General features: G+C 44.0%; 18 protein-coding genes. 5 read left to right on the forward strand and 13 right to left on the reverse strand.

Features of this window, described 5'->3' with window-relative positions; translation table 11 throughout:
* Window positions 1–200 precede the first annotated feature (200 nt).
* Window positions 201–1,130 carry a carbohydrate deacetylase gene (locus J2Z28_RS16360; protein WP_211083280.1) on the forward strand — a complete coding sequence of 310 codons (930 nt, stop codon included), beginning with the start codon at window positions 201–203 and terminating at the stop codon, window positions 1,128–1,130.
* 160 nt (window positions 1,131–1,290) lie between these two features.
* On the opposite strand, the gene J2Z28_RS16365 is transcribed toward J2Z28_RS16360, so the two are convergent.
* Window positions 1,291–2,751 carry an alpha-L-fucosidase gene (locus tag J2Z28_RS16365; RefSeq protein ID WP_211083281.1) on the reverse strand — a complete coding sequence of 487 codons (1,461 nt, stop codon included), beginning with the start codon at window positions 2,749–2,751 and terminating at the stop codon, window positions 1,291–1,293.
* Between the two features lie 122 nt (window positions 2,752–2,873).
* Between J2Z28_RS16365 and J2Z28_RS16370 the strand changes: the two genes are divergently transcribed.
* On the forward strand, window positions 2,874–3,707 hold the full coding sequence (locus tag J2Z28_RS16370; protein ID WP_211083282.1) for an AraC family transcriptional regulator: 834 nt from the start codon (window positions 2,874–2,876) through the stop codon (window positions 3,705–3,707).
* A gap of 27 nt (window positions 3,708–3,734) precedes the next feature.
* Here J2Z28_RS16370 and J2Z28_RS16375 read toward each other — a convergent pair whose 3' ends face one another.
* The 6 genes from J2Z28_RS16375 to J2Z28_RS16400 all read right to left on the reverse strand — a co-directional run bounded on the left by J2Z28_RS16375 (window position 3,735) and on the right by J2Z28_RS16400 (window position 10,350).
* A complete protein-coding gene (locus tag J2Z28_RS16375) occupies window positions 3,735–5,087 on the reverse strand; it encodes a glycoside hydrolase family 30 protein (RefSeq protein WP_211083283.1) in 1,353 nt (450 codons plus the stop codon).
* A 20-nt stretch (window positions 5,088–5,107) separates the two neighbouring features.
* Window positions 5,108–6,751 (reverse strand): type 2 periplasmic-binding domain-containing protein, encoded by a 1,644-nt coding sequence (locus J2Z28_RS16380; protein ID WP_211083284.1) that lies wholly within the window; start codon window positions 6,749–6,751, stop codon window positions 5,108–5,110.
* A 37-nt stretch (window positions 6,752–6,788) separates the two neighbouring features.
* Window positions 6,789–7,676, reverse strand: coding sequence for a carbohydrate ABC transporter permease (locus J2Z28_RS16385; protein ID WP_017688674.1), 888 nt, complete (start codon window positions 7,674–7,676; stop codon window positions 6,789–6,791).
* A 15-nt stretch (window positions 7,677–7,691) separates the two neighbouring features.
* Window positions 7,692–8,681: an ABC transporter permease gene (locus J2Z28_RS16390; protein WP_211083285.1), complete on the reverse strand. Its 990-nt coding sequence runs from the start codon at window positions 8,679–8,681 to the stop codon at window positions 7,692–7,694.
* 119 nt (window positions 8,682–8,800) lie between these two features.
* Complete coding sequence (locus J2Z28_RS16395) at window positions 8,801–9,823, reverse strand: LacI family DNA-binding transcriptional regulator (protein WP_211083286.1); 1,023 nt, start codon at window positions 9,821–9,823, stop codon at window positions 8,801–8,803.
* 182 nt (window positions 9,824–10,005) lie between these two features.
* Window positions 10,006–10,350: a thioredoxin family protein gene (locus tag J2Z28_RS16400; protein ID WP_211083287.1), complete on the reverse strand. Its 345-nt coding sequence runs from the start codon at window positions 10,348–10,350 to the stop codon at window positions 10,006–10,008.
* A 118-nt stretch (window positions 10,351–10,468) separates the two neighbouring features.
* Between J2Z28_RS16400 and J2Z28_RS16405 the strand changes: the two genes are divergently transcribed.
* Entirely contained in the window at window positions 10,469–10,606 is a 138-nt protein-coding gene (locus J2Z28_RS16405) for a hypothetical protein (protein WP_211083288.1), read from the forward strand.
* Between the two features lie 79 nt (window positions 10,607–10,685).
* On the opposite strand, the gene J2Z28_RS16410 is transcribed toward J2Z28_RS16405, so the two are convergent.
* Both J2Z28_RS16410 and J2Z28_RS16415 read right to left on the reverse strand, forming a co-directional pair.
* Window positions 10,686–10,979 carry a DUF3817 domain-containing protein gene (locus tag J2Z28_RS16410; RefSeq protein WP_211083289.1) on the reverse strand — a complete coding sequence of 98 codons (294 nt, stop codon included), beginning with the start codon at window positions 10,977–10,979 and terminating at the stop codon, window positions 10,686–10,688.
* A 206-nt stretch (window positions 10,980–11,185) separates the two neighbouring features.
* Window positions 11,186–12,154, reverse strand: coding sequence for a LacI family DNA-binding transcriptional regulator (locus J2Z28_RS16415; RefSeq protein WP_211083290.1), 969 nt, complete (start codon window positions 12,152–12,154; stop codon window positions 11,186–11,188).
* Window positions 12,155–12,495: 341 nt separating this feature from the next.
* Here J2Z28_RS16415 and J2Z28_RS16420 point away from each other — a divergent pair, with 341 nt between their 5' ends.
* A complete protein-coding gene (locus J2Z28_RS16420) occupies window positions 12,496–13,929 on the forward strand; it encodes a glycoside hydrolase family 1 protein (RefSeq protein ID WP_211083291.1) in 1,434 nt (477 codons plus the stop codon).
* A gap of 194 nt (window positions 13,930–14,123) precedes the next feature.
* Here J2Z28_RS16420 and J2Z28_RS16425 read toward each other — a convergent pair whose 3' ends face one another.
* The 4 genes from J2Z28_RS16425 to J2Z28_RS16440 form a co-directional block, all read right to left on the reverse strand.
* Window positions 14,124–14,726, reverse strand: coding sequence for a sugar O-acetyltransferase (locus J2Z28_RS16425; protein ID WP_211083305.1), 603 nt, complete (start codon window positions 14,724–14,726; stop codon window positions 14,124–14,126).
* A 236-nt stretch (window positions 14,727–14,962) separates the two neighbouring features.
* Complete coding sequence (locus tag J2Z28_RS16430; protein WP_211083292.1) at window positions 14,963–16,126, reverse strand: MFS transporter; 1,164 nt, start codon at window positions 16,124–16,126, stop codon at window positions 14,963–14,965.
* A 127-nt stretch (window positions 16,127–16,253) separates the two neighbouring features.
* Entirely contained in the window at window positions 16,254–17,006 is a 753-nt protein-coding gene (locus tag J2Z28_RS16435; RefSeq protein WP_036670754.1) for a TrmB family transcriptional regulator, read from the reverse strand.
* An 87-nt stretch (window positions 17,007–17,093) separates the two neighbouring features.
* Window positions 17,094–19,130 (reverse strand): catalase, encoded by a 2,037-nt coding sequence (locus J2Z28_RS16440; protein WP_415841469.1) that lies wholly within the window; start codon window positions 19,128–19,130, stop codon window positions 17,094–17,096.
* Window positions 19,131–19,336: 206 nt separating this feature from the next.
* Here J2Z28_RS16440 and J2Z28_RS16445 point away from each other — a divergent pair, with 206 nt between their 5' ends.
* Window positions 19,337–19,597, forward strand: a complete 261-nt coding sequence (locus tag J2Z28_RS16445) for a hypothetical protein (RefSeq protein ID WP_211083293.1) — start codon at window positions 19,337–19,339, stop codon at window positions 19,595–19,597.
* Window positions 19,598–19,709: the final 112 nt, after the last annotated feature.

A 19,709-nucleotide genomic window follows, 5' to 3' on the forward strand; every position in this document is an offset into this window, starting at 1 on the left:
ATTCACGAGTGGACATACATCCACTTACCTTGTGTTGTTCAGGCTATTTGACGTACTGGCAACGTCCAGGAATGTTGTTTTGATAGGAGTAAGACTTTTAGCAGACCTGTGCGAATGAACGGTCCCTCCCTTCGTTCCTTTAATATATTGGAGAGATGATATTCGATTGGTTCTCAATCCAGGGAAGGGGAGTAACGGACATGAGCAGGCAAGTCATTATTAATGCGGACGACTTCGGACTCTCGCCTGCCATTAACGAGGGGATTATAAAAGCCTATCAAGCAGGGGGAATTACGAGCACTTCGATGATGGTCAATATGCCGGGCTTCGAGCATGCAGTGTGTTCTGCCCGGTCACTACCGGACCTTGGAATCGGTTTACATTTCAATCTCACTTATGGATACCCTGTTTCCGATCCGGGTAGCATACCTTCTCTAGTGAAACCTGATGGTTCTTTTCATAACGGGAATAGTGCATTAGTACGAGATCCCGCTGATATTACCAAAGAACTTAATGCACAATGGAATCGGTTCATAGCAACCTCCCGATATCCTGCACATTTGGATTCCCATCACTTGTTACATCAGAACGATCCCATGATATATCAAATTATGGCGGAGAAAGCCTTTCGGGAAAACGTTCCTCTTCGTAGATCTCAGATCGTTCATTCCATCCCCAATGGGCCCATACCCCGAATGACCGAGACGATTCTGTTGGATACCTATGGAGACAACGAGGGTTTACAGCGACTGCTTCATCATTTGGTTTCTCTGCCTGAGGGAATCACCGAGATTGTATGTCACCCCGGCTATGTGGATGACATTCTGATTGGAATTTCGGAATGGACGGACATTCGTGAGCGTGAACTTGCCGTGTTCATTAATGAGGAAATTCCCCGAACAATGCGGGCCTTGAATATTTTACCTATAAGCTATACAGCGTTGAAGGAACTACCGCATGAACCCTGTGAACTTCAGGCACTCCAACAACGTACACAACCTATCGATAAGAAAATACTCCGTCATGTCCCACATCGTAAAGTCAAACGCAAACGGAAGACACATCGATTAATCCATAAACGAGGTACCAAGTCTCGCGTGTCAACAAGACGAACACAGAAGCGAGTGTAAATTCATTGCAGGATATCGATTATTGGTGAAAATGTGAAGCAACCCAAAGAGCGCATCCTCGTGAGTAAGTATACTCCGGAATGCGCCTTTTTTATTGCAATAGTAGTGAGAAGTAAACTCGTTCATCCGCCAGGTTCACCTTTTTATTTATAAAAAGAACTCAGTCCAATTCAATTTTGAAAACAATCGGCGCATTACTCTTCACAGTTGTCGTTGTGATCGTCAGTGCGTCCGCTGTTCTCTCCCATTGCGGCTGTTCTTCATAGCCAAGTACCTGAATATCTTGAATGACCCCTTGAAAATGATGAGAATTTTCCTTCAGGGATTTAATCTGCACCACCCCGTTATCTGGATAGGCAAGAACCGTGGCATACAGACTGCTTTCTTTTAACGTAAACCGTATATCTTCACTCGTAAATATCTTCGTATCCCCGTCCGTGAATTGCCCTTCCTTCACCTCTGTCGGACCCTCGCCAAACGTACGCCAGAATGACGTGTCATAGATCGCTTCCCCATTCACTTCCAGCCACTTGCCAATGCTCAGCAAAATGTCACGATCTTCATCCGGTATGCTGCCGTCTGCTTTGGGCCCAATGTTCAGCAGTAAATTCCCGTTTTTGCTTACAATATCGACGAGATCCCGAATGATCTCCTCAGCCGTTTTATAGTTATTATTTTCCGTATAACACCATGAGTTTTTAGCGACAGCCGTATCTGTTTGCCAAAAATAGGGCTTGAGCTCAGCGAACTGTCCCCGCTCCACATCCGGAACGGCACTTCCAAACATATAGGCCTCATGTTTATAATTGATAGCAACAGGCACGCCCCATTCTTCGCCTTTGTTATAATAATAGGCAGCAAATTTCTTCAGATAGGGTTTGAACGCAACTGTTTGAATCCACCAATCGAAATAGAAAACCTTTGGCTGATATTGATCCACTAGTTCACAGCAGCGAATCAACCAGTCCTCCAGATACTCCTCGGTTGGAGGTGAGTCATACAAGTCGAAGTGATCCTTGGGTTCAGGCATGGCAGGCCAATAGAAATCCCCACGCTCCAGGGGTTCCTTAATATCTGATTCAAATTCCTTCCCGTGAGACATGAAGAACCAGTGCTCGGCGCGGTGAGACGACACACATAAGGTCAGCCCCTGCTTCTCGTATGCAACCTTCATCTCACCCAGAAGATCCCGTTTGGGGCCCATTTCATATGTGTTATAGTGAGAGATAGAGCTTTTGTACATCTGAAAACCATCATGGTGCTCAGCCACAGGCATAACATATCTGGCTCCAGCCTGTTTGAATAACGTTGCCCATTCGTCTGCATCAAACTTCTCTGCCCGAAACATCGGAATGAAGTCTTTATATCCAAAGTCCTTATGAGGTCCATACACCTCAAGGTGATGTTCATAAGCTTTGGTGCCTTGTATGTACATATTTCGCGAATACCATTCGCTATCATAGGCCGGTACAGAATATAGCCCCCAGTGAATGAATATGCCGAATTTCGCTTTTGGGTACCATTCGGGTACTTGGAAGGCGCTAAGCGAACTCCAGTTGTCCTTGAATTTACCGTTCTCAATCGTTGCTTCAATATGTTGCAAATATTCGTTTTTGTCCATGAGATGTTCTCATCCCTTCTGTTATTGTCTGTAGTTGTATTGTAGTGCTACGGCCGAAAGATAGACATGCAGAACATTAACTTTTAGATGGACAATAATAACCTTGTATGGAGATGAAAAGTATGAATCACCAAACTTTGCTTACGAACTACCTGTCCAATCTCCAAGTCGAATTATTCATGGTCAGTTACAATCGGTGTGATACGGATTGGCGGGATCTGGATTACACGCCCGATTACAGCAAGTTTTATTTCATATGCGAAGGTGAAGGTTGGCTCAAGATTGGGAATGAGGAGTATTACCCTACGCCTAATCAGCTTATTTTAATGCCAGAGGGGATAAAACAATCCTACTCTGCCATTAATGACCGTCCTTTTCTCAAATATTGGTGTCACTTTAGCGCGAAGGTTGGGGGAATCAATTTGTTCCAAATTCTGAAATTCCCACACATCTGTACGATTGATCAACCTGAGTTGATTCAAGGAATCTTCAGCAGTATCCTTACATATGCAAAATCCGATGAAGTCTATGGCCATATGATGGCCAAGAGCAAACTAACCGAGTTACTATCCCACTATATAATGAATCTGGATCTGAATCAGATCTCTTTTATTAACGTGCCTGTCATGGAGAAACTATCCACCATTCTGGCGTATATTGATTCCAACATCGAAGAGAATATTTCGGTTCAGGATCTGGCCCAGATCGCCTACATGCATCCGAATTATTTCATTCGATTCTTCAAGCAGCAGATCGGTGTTCCTCCGATCCTCTATATTACTGGCAAAAAAATCGATAAAGCCAAGGAACTGCTGACCTGCACCCCGAACACGATAACGGCCATCGCGGAGCATCTCGGTTTCAGTGATTTGTATTATTTCTCCAGACAGTTCAAAAAGCATACAGGGCTCACGCCCACGGAGTACCGCAAACAAAAAACGGTACTGACAACGTAAGACGTAAGCCCTGATGCTTAGGTATGTTTACTTATTGGGATGAATTAAAATGGACATAACACTTTTGCTTTCCATTTGAAAACATAACAACTCTTCATTTCGCAGCTCGGTCTGCACATTCGCCGTTTCTTCCCCATCATTGAAGAGGACTAATGCTACGGAACCATCGGCATTTTTAAAAGCCACAGAACAAATTCCATCATCACTGGATGTTGATTCGATCCGAACAGCCTTCGGGCGGATCACAGCACTGAAATGAGCCAGAGCATAATAATCAAGTGTATACGTAAGTTCCTTTTTTTGCTGATTCACCTGGACGATCCCACGACACGTACTGCGGCCAAATCCCGGAACGGTTGGCCCGTTGTTCTCATCAAGTGCCATATTCCAGAGTACAAACGACTTGCTGTAATTACGAAGAATGTGGATTCCCGTTCGCATCACATTCGAGAAGGCCTGTTCAAAGGGCGGGATCCATTCCCCGCCTGAGCCTTCGGTGAAATGCACTTCTTTCCCTGCAAAAGCTTCATAGACCTTCGTTTGAGCAGAAGCATCGCCCCCGTACCAGTGCCAGGCCACGCCGTCCACTTCATCTCCCGCTTGTTTCAGCACGGTCAGTGGATAGTCCGGTTGATCCCAGTTGTGATCGTAACAGAGAATCTTGGTTTGAATATCATTTTGCACAAAGGCTGGTTTAAGATGATTTTTGATAAAATCTGCTTGGGCCTCGGCTGGCATCAACATGCCTGGATAATGACCCGGTTCATACAGTGCTTCATTCTGAGGTGTAATGGCATGGATCGGTAATCCATGCGCTACATAGGCTTGGATATACTTCACAAAGTACTCCGCATAAGCCGGATACCATTCAGCCTTCAGCTGTCCAGTGATCATGGAGCCGCTCGTCTTCATCCACCCAGGTGCGCTCCAAGGTGAAGCGAACAGCTTCAGTTCGGGATTCAACTCCAGCGCCTTTTGCGTTAAAGGAATAACGTCCCCTTCATCATGTGCAATGCTGAATTGGGTTAATTCCGGGTCTGTCTGCTGTTCTGGCATATCGTTATAACTGTATACCATTCTCGCATAGTCCGAAGCTCCCATCGGATTACGGATGACTGACAGCCCGATCCCTTTCTCCGGATGGAATAGTCTGGTCATGACCTCATCCCGTTGCTCCTCATTCAAGATTTGGTTGATCAAATAGGCAGATGAATCGGTAAAAGAAGCACCAAATCCGTCCATCTCCTGATACGTTAGCTGATCATCCAGATGGATCGTCGTTGTCTCCTTATCAGTATCCAGTGGTTTCAATTGCTCCTGAGATAGAGATACGAATAACTCTTCTTCACCCGTGGATTTGTACATTTTGAATGTAGTCATAGGATTCTCCTTTATTTCTATTATTGAATGCCTAGTTTCTCTTTGTTCAGTTTCATCTTTTCACTGCGTACCTTCACAATCTCTTCCCAACGGTTCTCACCTAAAAATGACTTGTAAGAAGCCAGTGCATTGTCATACGAGGCATCATCCTTGGACCGAACCATACTGACCAGCGTTGTATTCCACTTCGTATTGATTGCTGACAACGCACGAGCTTCAGGTGTACCTTGATCCGGGCTAATATTTTCCAGAATGAAGTGTGGTTTCAGCTTGCCTTTGCCCCACTCTTGCATCTGTTTAATCGCTTCCGGAAAAGCATCTGCACTGAGTGCTTTGTGGCGGTCATGACCGAAGAACATAAATTCACCCATCCGATAATCCTTTTTGAATTGATCCGCGTTATTGAGTTGCAGGTCTTTCACTGCTGGCAGCAATTCTACACTACCGTCGGCTTTGGTTTGGTAGGTTTCCCCCTCGATCCCGTAATTCATAAGTGTCTGTCCTTCTTCACTCAGCAAGTATGTGAATATCTGAATGGCCTTGGCCGGATCTTTACAGTCCTTGGAAATGAAATTGATCATCCACCCGGTTATTCCGGATTGATTTAATGTTGGTGCATTGCCTTTGGTGCTCTGCGGTCCATCAATAGCAACATATTCTTTGCCTGGATTGGCACTCATGTAGATTTGCAGGTTTCCTCCTTGTTGAGGTGTACCGTCAAGCAGCATCGTCGCATATTTACCGGACTTCACTTTTTCCTCAAAAGCGGTTCCATCATCTGCAAAACTGTCATCACTGATATTGCCGTCTCTATACACGGTGTTCAATGTCTTCAACCACGTGAGATAATCTTCATCCAGATTACGATCATAGAATTCTCCATTCTCGTTCTCAAGCGGAACACCAATGAAGTCTTGCAACGTATCTCCGAGTGAACCCGTTCCTTCACCTACGGCATTAAAGCCGAATGGAATTAGGGCCGGGAACTTCTCCTTGATCTGTTTCATCACACTCTGGAATTCTTCTGGCGTTCCAATGACCGGACTACCCAAAGCTTCGTACACATCTTTACGAATGATAAACGCCGTTTTGGCAGGAATGTTACCGCTATCATAATCCTCTTGTGTATTGGAATAGTTCGGGTAACCATAGGTTTTACCATCCGCCAATTGGAACCAGTTCAATGTATCGGCAGCCGCAACTTTATTGAAGTAGGGATCATATTTTTCCGCCAGATCGTTCAGCGGCATAGCCCAGGTTGCAGCTTTTTGTACCACAGGAGAATTGGAGTCAAATACGGTCAGCAAGTCAGGCATATCTTCACCTGCGAAAAAGGTGTTTAACTTGGTATCATCACCCGTGATGAATTTAATATTGATGTTTAAATCCTCTTTGATTTTCTTGGTAACAATGTCCTTGCCAAAATCAGTGTTCCACCAGTCAGCATTGACGTACCACGTCAGGTCGGTAGCCTCTTCCTTTTTATCCAACTGCCAAGCCGGCTTTTCCGGGTCAACCGTATACCGATCTTCAATGGATACCCAGTTTCCTTCACTCGAGCCCCCCGATCCACCGCTGCAACCTGTAATCATAAGTACGGCTGTAAGCAGTGTTGCGAGCAATTTAATCCCTTTTTTGCCTGATGCCTTGTTCAACTTCAACATATTTTTTTTCCTCCTCAAAATGGGGTATTTGTTGCTCCTATTCCTTGACCGCTCCGAGCATCATTCCCGAGATAAAATATCTCTGAACGATGGGATAGATCAGTACGATTGGTAACGTAGTAATGACAATAGTGGCCAATTGCACGCCTTTGGTCGTTGTTTCAATCACAGCCGAACCCCCGACATTTTGCATGGATTGTGTCTGTGACTGCACGATAATCTCATACAACATCATCTGAAGTGGATACAGTGACTGATCGGTAATGTATAACTTGGTCGTCATGAAGTCGTTCCATTGCCCCACCCCATTAAATAGCGCAATTGTAGCCATGGCAGGCATAGAGAGTGGAATGAAGATTTTCAGGAAAATATGCCAATCCCCTGCACCATCAATCTTGGCGGATTCTTCCAGCGAATCTGGGACATTTCGGAAGAAATTCATTAGAATCACGACATCATAGAAGCTGAATAACGCCGGAATAATGTACACCCAGAAGCTGTTTAATAATCCAAGTGATTTGATTAACAGGTATGTTGGGATCATGCCGCCCGAGAAGAACATTGTAATAACACCCATGGCAACGTATAATTTACGGCCTCTTATGTACTTTTTGCTCAGACCGTAACCAACCATGGCACAGAAGAACACATGTGTAACAACGCCGATCGTTGTTTTGGAAACTGATATGAAAAATGCCTGCCAGATGCCCTGATCATTGAATACCGCTCTGTAATTCTCCAGCGAGAATTCTGGTGACCAGAAGATGAACCCTCCTTCCGCCAACGCTTTGCCTGAACTAAAGGAAGAGATGATGACATTCCAGAGCGGAACCAGAATAACGATCGTACAGATGATTAGCAATATCATGTTTAAGGTATCAAAGATCCGACTATCGAGATCTTCTTTTGCCACCTTTCCATTCACGCGGGATGCCTCCTTCTACAACACAGATTGATTATCGTTTAATTTGCTTGTAATTTTGTTCGCCGTGACGAGTAGAATGACAGAGATGATTGAGACACCCAAGCCAACGGCCGTTGCATATGAAAAGTCACCCTGAGACATCCCCATACGGTACACGTACGAATTAATGACTTCCGCTTTATCGCGATTCTGGGAGTTCATGAGAACCAGCGTCTGATCCAGATTCGACCCTAATAAACCGCTTACAGTTAGAATCAGATTTAGGCTTATGATTGATTTCATGTTGGGCAATGTGATATTCCAGATCTGTCTGAGACGGCTTGCACCATCGATTTTGGCCGCTTCATAATACGTAGGATCAATCTTCGCCATAATTGCCAGATACAGAATCGTTCCCCAACCTGCTTCTTTCCAAATATCCGATAACGTAGCAATCCACCAGTACTTGCCTGCATCCAGCAAGATGTTCTGCGGTTGCGAGATCACTCCCAGGCTAAGTAACAACTGATTAAATAACCCCGTTGTTGAAAACCAGGTAATCAGCATTCCCCCGAGTACGATCCAGGACAAAAAGTGAGGTAAATATGAAACCGTTTGCACAAACTTCTTGAAGCGTCCGCTGTTTAACTCGTAGATCATGATCGCGAGAATGATCGGAATGACAAACCCGATACCTAATTTCAAAAAACTGATCCCCAGCGTATTCACGACTGCATCCCAGAAGTATTTGTCTGACAAAATGATTCTAAAATTATCCAGCCCTACCCAAGGAGCGGTAGCCAGCGTATCAATGACCGTGTAATTTTTGAAGGCAATCGTTAAACCGTAAATCGGGATATAACAGAAAATAATCATAAAGATAATGCCCGGGATAATCATCGATTGAATCTCCCATTGTCTCCGATAATCGACTATGAATTCTTTAACCCGTTGTCCGATGGGTTTCTTCCCATTGGGACTGATCGCATTTTTACCGGTTGATGTCTCTACGGCTAATTTATCCACGTTTTTTTACTCCCCTCCATCATGCATGCATGTTTATAAAAACGTTTTTATTTTTCGACATAAAAAACCCCTTTGTTTTTATTTATGTAAAAAAAGACCGGAGAAGAAGCTGAGTCAACCTATGTACGGTAGTCTTTCCGGTCGATCTTCACATGGCTTGAACCTCTCACCACCAGCTCACCCGCCAATTTTTGTGCAGCCCCTTGTTCTTTCTCCTTGATCATACCCACCAGTTGATTGATTGCCAGGATACCCTGTCTTGCAATTTGATTTCTTACCGTTGTGAGCGGTGGAGAAAAATACTGTGCGATATCAATATCGTCAAAACCCACGACACTAACATCTTGAGGCACTTCAAAACCCTCAGACTTCAACGCATGCATACAGCCAATAGCACTCAAGTCATTCCCTGCAAGAAATGCATCAGGCCGCTTGCCGGGGTGCAAATGAAGAAAAGATTTTATCGCACTATACGTGCTCTCCTCCTCAAAATACCCTTGTATAATGTAATCTTCATCGATTGGAAGCTGGTATTCATGCAAGGCAGCCAGATAGCCGTCTCTACGCTGCACACTGTCAAACATCGTGTCCACACCCGAAATATAAGCAATTTTCTTGTGCCCCAGCCCAATTAAATACTTGGTAGCTTCATAAGCCGCCACGTACGAGTCAAAAATGACACTTCCCATCGTATCGCTCTGATAGACCCGATCCAGAAAAACAGCCTTGATCTTGTCTTTCTCCATGGCGATAATATCTTGATCATCAATCCGAAGCTCTTCGTAGATAATGACACCATCCACCCGCCGACCCAGAATATTACTCATAATAACGTGTTTATCCTTGGTCACAAATACATTCAAACCATACCCAAGACGATCACATTCGCGAGACATTGACTCAACCAGCTTATAGAAATACGGACCTGATACACTTGTAGTGAAAAAACCGAGCATTTTGGTTTGACCGGACTTCAACAGCTTGCCATTCAGATTGGGCACATAATTTAAACGCTCTGCCACCTTAAGAACATGTGATTTTGTCTCCGGGTTCAAGACATCCACACCATTCAAGGCGTTGGAGACAGTAGATATGGATACGCCCGCTTCCCTTGCTACATCTTTAATCGTTATCTTTGCCATAAGTTTTGTTCCTTTACTATAAAAACGTTTTTATAATGTTTAAATTATCATAAAACCGTTTTCATGGCAACACTTTAATTTGTGAGTTCAGGCATCATGTACTTTATTCATAGCTATATGCCACTGCGTGCGCAAAAAAAAACGGCTCATGTATGAGCCGCCGTTCATGAAGCTTTAGCTTTCTATTCCTCATCCTGGATATACATGGAGTGAATCTGTTGCAGCTGCTCTTCCAGACGTTCCAAGCGAACAAAACGATCCGCTCGAATATATTCCTTCTGCTCCACAAACATGATCATTGTTGGAACGGTAAAAATAAGAAACTTGGATGCAACCTCTTCCACTTCGTTAGCATTAATGTGACCCAGGTATATAGATGGATAAGGTTCAAGCAACGCCCTGATCTTGGGGAATAAAGCGTGACATACACTGCACTCTGGACGAGATACATACAAAAAAACCAATTCATGTTGTTGAATAGCTTCTTCAACCATTTCTATCGTTGTTAACTCATGAATATCTTTCATAGAAGCTCAACCCTTTCAGTCATTCAATAGCTTGCTCATTTAAACTTTTTCTTTTCAAGTATAGCCTATGTGCGTTAGAATCAAATGGAATATATCCCCATATAAAAGAGGTTATGGTATGAAAAAATCATTCTTATTTCTGTTCACTGCCCTGGTAGTTGTTACTTCCTTCTCGGCGTATTCACCTGTGTCGAATGCCTCTGGCGATATTGGAGTCAGTTTGTTGTCCGATCGTCAGCAAGGTACAGTAAAGTAGTACTTGTTCAGAAAGTAACAGGCGACAATTCGGATAACATCTGAATTAGTCGCCTGCTTTAATTTATTCTTATTGATTTTTATTTCCAATTTCTCTTCCGAAGATAAGATTCAAATACAAAAGTTCCAAACGGCAAAAGACCGGCCATTCCACCCATTAACCAGCGTGTTATCTTCCACTTTTTGACCAGAGCCAAGTGAACTAGCGCAATAAGGTACAAAGGAAACAAAATACCATGAATCATGCCCATTACGGCTACAGCGGAAGAGATATCTGCAAAATATTTCAGAGGCATAGCAATAAAAATCAACAGAAGTAAGGATACACCCTCCCATATGCCCGCAATTCTGAATCGGCCTGTCACTGTCTTCATAAAGTCCATTCTCACCTTTCCCGCTAATCAATTGTGAAATATGTAACTTGTAACATGATACGAAAACTTCACGCCACATCTCCGTACAAAATATGTCGTTCTGAAGCTCATCTTCAGTATAACGTATGAGTTTGACTCGAAGATGCTTCAAATTTGAATAATTATTGAATCCATAAAACCAGATTCCCACATCGGGTCTTACGGATTCAAGTCGTGTCACGCTCGATCAGCTGGTATGTCAGCTGCTCTGTCTTCAACTCTGTTTTACCCAATACGGCCCACAACTGGTGAAAAGCCTGAGTCGATTGTTCTGCAATCGGATTGTGTATGGTCGTGATTCCAAGAACACGGGAAAGCTCGATATCATCAAACCCCACAATGGCGAGTTGTTCCGGTACCTGAATATTCCGTCTGCGTGCTTCACTCAGAATGCCGATGGCTGCATAATCATTTGAACATAATACGGCCTGTGGAAGTTCTGGCCCCTCAGCCATTCTTCGCATCGCTTCTTCGCCATCGGAGGAGCTGAATACGGAATATTGATATGCTTCAGTCCACACATGCAACCTTCTACTCTTCATGAAAGATTCAAAGGCTTCACGGCGGCTCTGGGTATTCAGACTTTCAGCCCTGCCAAATGCATTTGCAATTCGAGTGTATCCTCTCGAAAACAGATGCTCCAGAGCTAACTTATACCCCTCTGCCTGATCCATAGCAACAGACGGAATCTCGTCATTCCCCATTCGCTGCCAGGAGACAATCGGACCGTATTCCATATACGCCTTTAATTTCCGAGGATCATTGACACAAGCAATAATAACTAGCCCATCCACTCGTTTGCTGCGCAGATCTTCGAATGCCTGCAATTCAATCTCCGGATCTCCACGGGATGTATAGATAATCGTCTGAAACCCAAAATCCATGGCTGTATCAATGAATTGATTCATGAAGGTAAGAATGATCTCACCTGTGGTAGAGGTCACAATTCCAATCTGCTTTGTTTGCCCTGTAGATAACGATACCGCATTCCGGTTGGGAATATAATTCAACTGTTTCATAATATCCGTTATGATCTGTCTTGCTTCATCACTAACATACGGAGAATGATTAATCACGCGTGACACTGTCGCTTTTGAGTAACCGGACCGCTTCATAATTTCATCAAACTTGGACATCGGAGACTCCCTTCTTGCTAACGAACTATAGAATAATAGTATGCCTTAGATTGGGGTCAAAAGTAAAACTTGACGTGTAACCCGTTACAACGTTTAAGCTTTTTTTATGTCATATATGAATCATCTTAAAGTGCGTGTTCAAAAAGACCGGTTTTCAGTACCGAGAAGATGGGATGAGGCTAGAAATGGAGTAGCGGAGCGTAGGAAAAACTACGTGAGCAACGGACATTTCGGCTGAATTTCATATTCGATGCAGATGATGCCGTTAGGCATCCTTTGTAATCAAAGGCGGGCTTTTTGAACAACCTCTTAAAATCAATTTGATGAATGGAGCGATACACATGAGTAACTCTCAAAATCATACCTATCAATTCCCGGAAAATTTCCTGTGGGGTGGCGCAATTGCAGCCAACCAGGCTGAAGGTGCATACAATCAAGGCGGCAAAGGATTATCCACTCAGGATGTAGCTCCCAAAGGCATCATGGGGCCAATCACGGAAGAACCAACAGAAGATAACATGAAACTGATCGGTATCGATCTGTATCATCGTTACAAGGAAGATGTGCAACTGTTTGCCGAGATGGGCTTCAAGGTATTCCGTACTTCCATCGCCTGGTCCCGGATTTTTCCAAAAGGGGACGAGCTGGAACCAAATGAAGAAGGTCTGCAATTCTACGACGATCTGTTTGACGAGTGTCACAAATACGGGATCGAACCACTCGTTACGCTATCCCACTATGAGACACCTCTTCACTTGTCCAAAGAATACGACGGCTGGGTTAACCGGAAAATGGTTGGATTCTATGAGCGTTATGTAACTGCCGTATTTAAACGTTATAAAAATAAAGTGAAATACTGGCTTACCTTTAACGAAATCAATTCGATTCTTGAAGCACCCTTCATGAGCGGTGGTATCTACACACCAAAGGAGAAGCTTAGCAAGCAAGATCTGTATCAGGCAATCCATCATGAGTTTGTAGCCAGTGCTTCCGCTGTGAAGCTCTGTCATGAGATCATTCCTACAGCACAGATTGGCTGTATGATGCTCAGTATGCCGACCTACCCGCTGACACCGAATCCAGATGATATGATCAAAGTCATGGAATTCGAGCACAGCAACTATTTCTTCGGTGATGTGCACGTAAGAGGTCGCTACCCTGGTTATATGAAACGTTACTTCCGTGAAAATGGAATCGAGATTCAGATGGAAGCTGGCGACGAGGAAACGTTGCTGAATACAGTAGACTTTATCTCTTTCAGTTATTACATGAGTATCTGTCAGACAGCAGACCCGGAGAAACAAATCGCAGGTGAAGGTAACCTTCTTGGGGGTGTACCTAACCCTTATCTGCCAGCAAGTGAATGGGGATGGCAGATTGACCCGCAAGGATTGCGTTATGTGCTTAACATGTTCTATGACCGTTATCAAAAACCACTGTTTATTGTAGAGAATGGTCTTGGTGCTGTTGATGAATTGATCACGGGTGCGGACGGCGAGAAAACAGTTGAAGATGACTACCGAATCCAGTATCTGAATGATCATCTGGTTCAGGTCGGCGAAGCCATTGAAGATGGCGTTGAAATTATGGGTTATACTTCATGGGGTTGCATTGATGTTGTCAGTGCGTCTTCTGCCCAGTTGAAAAAACGTTATGGTTATATCTATGTTGATCGTCATGACGATGGATCAGGAACACTCGAACGTTATCGCAAGAAATCCTTCCATTGGTACAAAGAAGTGATCAGCAGTAACGGAAAAAGTTTGCAGCGTTAAGGATCTTTAAGCAAACGTAACAGATACATTCTTCTATCCCTCAGACAAATCACATGAAAAAGTGTCGGTTATACGATACCTTGGCATGTTTTCTGTTTGGGGGATTTTATTTTTATTTTCAAAAAGAAACACCCGATGATACACATCGGGCATTCTCATTAGCTACTATCACGTTGTTTACTATTTATTCTTCACTATATGTTCTTCACTACATCCCTGCTGTACTTGGTTTTGTCTTCTTCTGTTATCTTGCGAATGACCCTGCAAGGATTACCCGCAGCAATCACACCAGACGGTATACTCTTGGTCACTACGCTCCCTGCGCCGATGATCGTATTATCCCCAATCGTCACACCGGCAAGAACTGTCACACCGCCACCGATCCACACATTATTGCCCACCGAGATGGGTCCAACGATCTCCAGACCTTCATTGCGCTGCTCAACATCATACGGGTGGCCTGCTGTATAAAATCCGCAATTGGGAGCAACAAAAACGTTATCTCCAAAACTGATTTTTCCTCCATCCAGCATGACAATATTATGATTGCTATAGAAGTTCTCACCGATTTCAATATTATAGCCGTAATCACATACAAATGGCTGTTCAATCAGGAAACGATCGGTCGTTTTCCCGAGCAGTTTCTTAATTAACGCTTCTCTTTCATTGATTTTACCTGGATGGAGCTGGTTATAATCGTAACAAAGCCCTTTGGCATACAAACGCTCTTCAATTAACTCTTGATCATAATTGGCGTTATACAAGAGCCCTAATTGAGATTTCTCTTTTTCAGTCATCATTTCGTAAGCACTTCCCATCTTCTATCTATAAATAAGTTAAAGCTCTATCTCTCTAAAAATACTTTTTAAAACTCTTTTAATTATATAGATTACGATGAATAAAGCAAGTTTTGCTCGATATGAAAATGGTTTATTTCACTGACGCGTACTCTAGCGTATCAACAATAAAAAAACCTCTACCCCCATTAACTATGGGAATGCAGAGGTTCAAGCTTTTGTCTAATTTCTTTATTCTAAGCAACCGCCTGAACGGTTTTTTCCTTAACGCTAATGGCATAGATGGCAGACACCAAACCAAGCAGAATCAGAACAGAACCAACCCATCCGGTGTTCAGAATCGATGAATGATCGATCACCATACCGCCGATATAGGTACCTAGTGCAATACCTGCATGTGCAATACCTGAATTGGTGCTGATTAGCGTTTCGGCTGTTTCCGGCGAAGTTTTGATAATCAGACTGTTCTGTACAGGCGTAACCGTCCAGCTCAGTGCACTCCAGATGCTTAACAATATCAAGAAGGCAATCAAAGGCAATTGAACACTGAACGGAATGACAGCCATACTCACGATAAAGGGAATCAGCACAATGATAATGGCTTTAGCAGGATGCAGACGATCGGATAACATGCCCCCGATGCCTCCACCTGCAACAGCGGCGATTCCAAACATCATATAGATAAAGGTGACCATCGTCGCGCTGGCACCCAGCGTTTCTTGCAGAAACGGTGTGAAATACGCATATAAAGTCAAGTGACCCGCAAGCACAAGCAAAGTCGTAGCATGGATTGCCAACATTTTCGGATTCCACAGAGCCTTAAGTTGTTTCTTCAGGGATATAGCAGGAATAGGCTGTACACGGTCCATCGCAATCCAGATCGCTACCATAACCACTACTGTGAGAATAGCGATCAACATAAACACCTCACGCCAGCCTGCCAAATTGCCTACAAAGATTCCAAGAGGTACACCCAGAATAAGTGATGCACTGCCTCCCATGGTAATGGTCCCCACGGCGCGTCCTTTATATTGTGGTTCCACAATGCGCGCTGCAAGGGTCAGGGAGAGCACAAAAATAAGTGAACCTGTTGCGGCTCCGAGTGCTCTACCCGCCATCAGCATATAAAAGCTGGTACTGAACGCAGAGATCAGATTACTGATCAGAAATACAAACAGCGTACACATATATACTTTTTTACGCTCGAATCTGGCTGTCATATTTAATAAAATCGGTGCAGACAACGCATAGACAAGTGAGAAAATAGAGATTAAATACCCGGCTTTCGCCAGGGAAAGATGAAGATCCGTAGCAATCAGGTCCAGAATTCCGCCCAAGATCAGCTCAACGGTTCCGACCACAAATGCTGCGATAGCAAGCACATATACTTTCTTATTCATTTTTGAATCCTCCTCAAAAGTTACAACTACGATAGTAACCCATAAGAATGGAAGTTTCAATAGTTATTTTCATGATTATTTTCAAAAAAAAGATATAACAAAAAAACTATTCTCCAAGAGAATAGTTTTAATAGATCAATCTGGTGAGCAGTTTCTCGATTTCAGCATCCTGTAACAGTTGGTCACCGTATTTTTTGGTAATTTGAGTAAGCGCAACATCATGGTAGAAATAATCGGTCATTGCTTTAACAATCGGTTTGGACATCGTTTTGATGGCTCGCCATGAATCATGCTCCACACCGGCAAATAGCAGATATGCATGATCCACAATAAGCAGCTGTGAAGGTTCTGGCGCATCAAGCAATGGAATCAACGAGTATATCCGGTTTAAGGATGTCTCCATACCCCCAACGGCAAGTACTTCAACGTACACGCCCTGCTTTTCCTTCTGCTCCAGCAGTTCACGATATTTCTCCATTCGCTCATTCCAGGCCAGAAAAAGAATCGATGAATCTGCTTCCTCAATAAGCTGTTCGATATTCGATGCGATGGACGACTCATCTTTTAACGTCCAGATATGCTCATCTGTAAATGTACGTTTGATTTTGTAACTCTTCAATTCCTCAATATCTTTCTCAAAATCAGCCTTGATCTTATGAATAATAGACTGAAGATCCACAGCCATATATAGTTTTTTCTTCCCATCCATCGTTGTCAGCACCGTTCCCTTGTCGATCAGGCGATTAAGTACTTCATAGATTTTGGCTTTGGGAACGTTGGAGTAATTAACAATCGATGTGGCATCAAGCGGTTCATCCTGCGCGAATATAGCCTCGTATACCTGACTTTCATATTGTGTAAACCCGAATTTCTGCAACATGGTTTGGATCGGCGCATCCCTTCTTAGTGTGTCTGGTCTATCTAGTTTAGACGCATGAACTTCCCATGTCCAGTTTATCCCACGTGGCTATGTCCGATCCCAAAAGCGCTGCTGGGTCATCGTTTGAATGAATTGCTCTGCAAACGCCGCAGGCTGCTGTTCCACAATGACGCCAGGTTTGCCTATAATGCCGACCGGTTGGATCACCGCTGCACCCGTCGGTGTAGCACCGATCGGTTTGAAATGATTGTACGTTTCGATCGCATAGGATCGGGTGTATTTCTGAACATAATCGTTTTCCTGCTGTCCTCCAACAATGAACAGACCATCATATACCAAGGGCGAGCCGGTCAAAAAGCTGTCGTCCACCTTGAGCTCCACATTCCCCGTTCCACGCACCACACCCTGTCTTTCATGTAAAATGACCGGTTGAAGTCCCGCTCCCTTAAGCTCTTCCAAAATGTATTGTGTGCTCAGGCCATCGAACCCTTCCCCAACAATCACTCCGACACGCAATGTCTTGGGAGAAAACACCGTATTTGCCATGCTGAGCGCAGGTGACGACTTCGTCACTGGAGATTCAGGAACGTTAGGTACATTGACTCCGAGTTCAACGGCCAGAATGGTCGCCAGCTCTGTGCTGACATGACCCAACATATTCACAACCTGCTGACGGATGGAAACATCCTTTACCTTCCCAAGTTCAAACGTGAGTGCCTGAATGATATGGCTTCTCTCTAAGCCGTTCATGCTGTTCCAGAATAAACGTGCCTGTGAGAAGTGATCCAGGAAGCTCGGTGCCGTTTTCCGTTCCTTGAGACCTTGCACTGTGGAAGGGTAGGTTACAAAGCCACCCTTGGTACCAGGCACAGTATAGGGAGAATTGTTGGCAAGAGAATTTTCATGATAGGCAACTCTTCCCCGATCAATCGTATACCGGGAAGCGCCGTCTCTCTGGTTGTTATGTACAGGGCATACAGGGCGATTGATCGGCAATTCCTGATAATTCGTACCTACCCTTGCCAATTGTGTATCCGTATACGAGAACAGTCGGCCTTGAAGCAGTGGATCATTGCTGAAGTCAATGCCACGTACAATGTTGCCTGGATGGAAAGCCGACTGTTCCGTTTCTGCAAATACATTCTCGACATTTTGGTTAATCGTCATTTTGCCAATGATTTGTACCGGAATATCTTCTTCAGGCCATAATTTCGTTGCATCCAAAATATCAAAATCAAACTTGAATTCATCTGCTTCTTCCAGTACCTGTAGTCCGAGTTCGAACTCTGCGAAGTTGCCTGCGTGGATATTCTCCCACAGATCTCTGCGATGAAAGTCCGGATCTGCACCTCCCAGCTTTTGAGCCTCATCCCACACAAAAGAATGCATGCCAAGTACGGGCCTCCAATGAAATTTCACGAATCTGGATTCACCTTCTTTGTTCACCAGTCGGAAGGTATGTACTCCAAATCCCTGCATCATTCGAAAACTCCGTGGTATCGTGCGATCCGACATAATCCACATGACCATAGCAGCCGACTCCTGATTATTTGCAATGAAGTCCCAGAAGGTGTCATGTGCAGTCGAGCCCTGTGGAATCTCATTATTGGGTTCCGGCTTCAGTGCATGAATCAGATCCGGGAACTTGATCCCATCCTGAATGAAAAAGATCGGAATATTGTTGCCGACCAGATCAAAGTTGCCTTCTTCGGTATAAAATTTCACTGAGAACCCACGTACATCCCGATTCGTTTCGTTCACTCCTTTGGAGCCTGCAACTTCGGAAAAACGAACAAACAGCGGTGTTTTCACTCCTGGGTCCTGAAGAAAATGAGCCATCGTTAACTCTTCCAGTGATTCATATAACTCAAATTCACCGTAAGCTCCATATCCGCGGGCATGAACAACTCTCTCCGGGATTCGTTCCCGGTCAAAGTGAGACAGTTTCTCACGCATCAGAAAATCTTCAAGCAGCGTGGGGCCGCGATCCCCCGCTTTTAGCGAGTTGCTGTCATCCGATATTTTAACTCCTTCGTTGGAAGACATCTCTTTGCCGTTATTATCCCGAAGAAAGGTATTTCTTTGCTCAATCTTTTTGTTCTCATCCATAGGTTCCTTGCTCATCCCAATCACCTCCAGAATATATGTATGGGACTGAAAGTGCATTTATGAGTACCTGTTATACCGATGTCTTGATGTGAATTGCACGGGCACTAGATATAAATGGTAGGTATTAATCCCATTTATTGCTCATGACGTCTTTTGTCTAGCACCTTCTACAACACATTGTCATTTACTATAGAGAATCTAATAGAAAAGAGATGATGAGTATGGCTCGTGTCAATGCTGTTCCACAACCGGATCTGGTATTAATCTATTGGTCTAGAAATCCGCTCATTCCCGGTTCTGCGCGCAGAATCCAAAGTGTACGTGTGATTGGTAACACGTCTCCATGTACATTCACACTGGTTCCCGGTGCACGGCTGATCAATGCGCTGAACTGCTTGCTGGACAATGATATTGGATTCAAAGTGGTCTACCGCCATAAAACGTCAGCAATCAGTGGCGTTCTGTTATTAAAACGCAGATAATCAGACCCAAAGAAATGGTGCCTCTCCTTATAGGAGTGCACCATTTTTTCGTTCTTTGATCGTCAATCGACAGATTGCAAACGCCAAAAAACCGCGATATCCGCGGTCTCTT

It is taken from the genome of Paenibacillus xylanexedens, assembly GCF_017874615.1.
Taxonomy (GTDB): Bacteria; Bacillota; Bacilli; order Paenibacillales; family Paenibacillaceae; genus Paenibacillus; species Paenibacillus xylanexedens.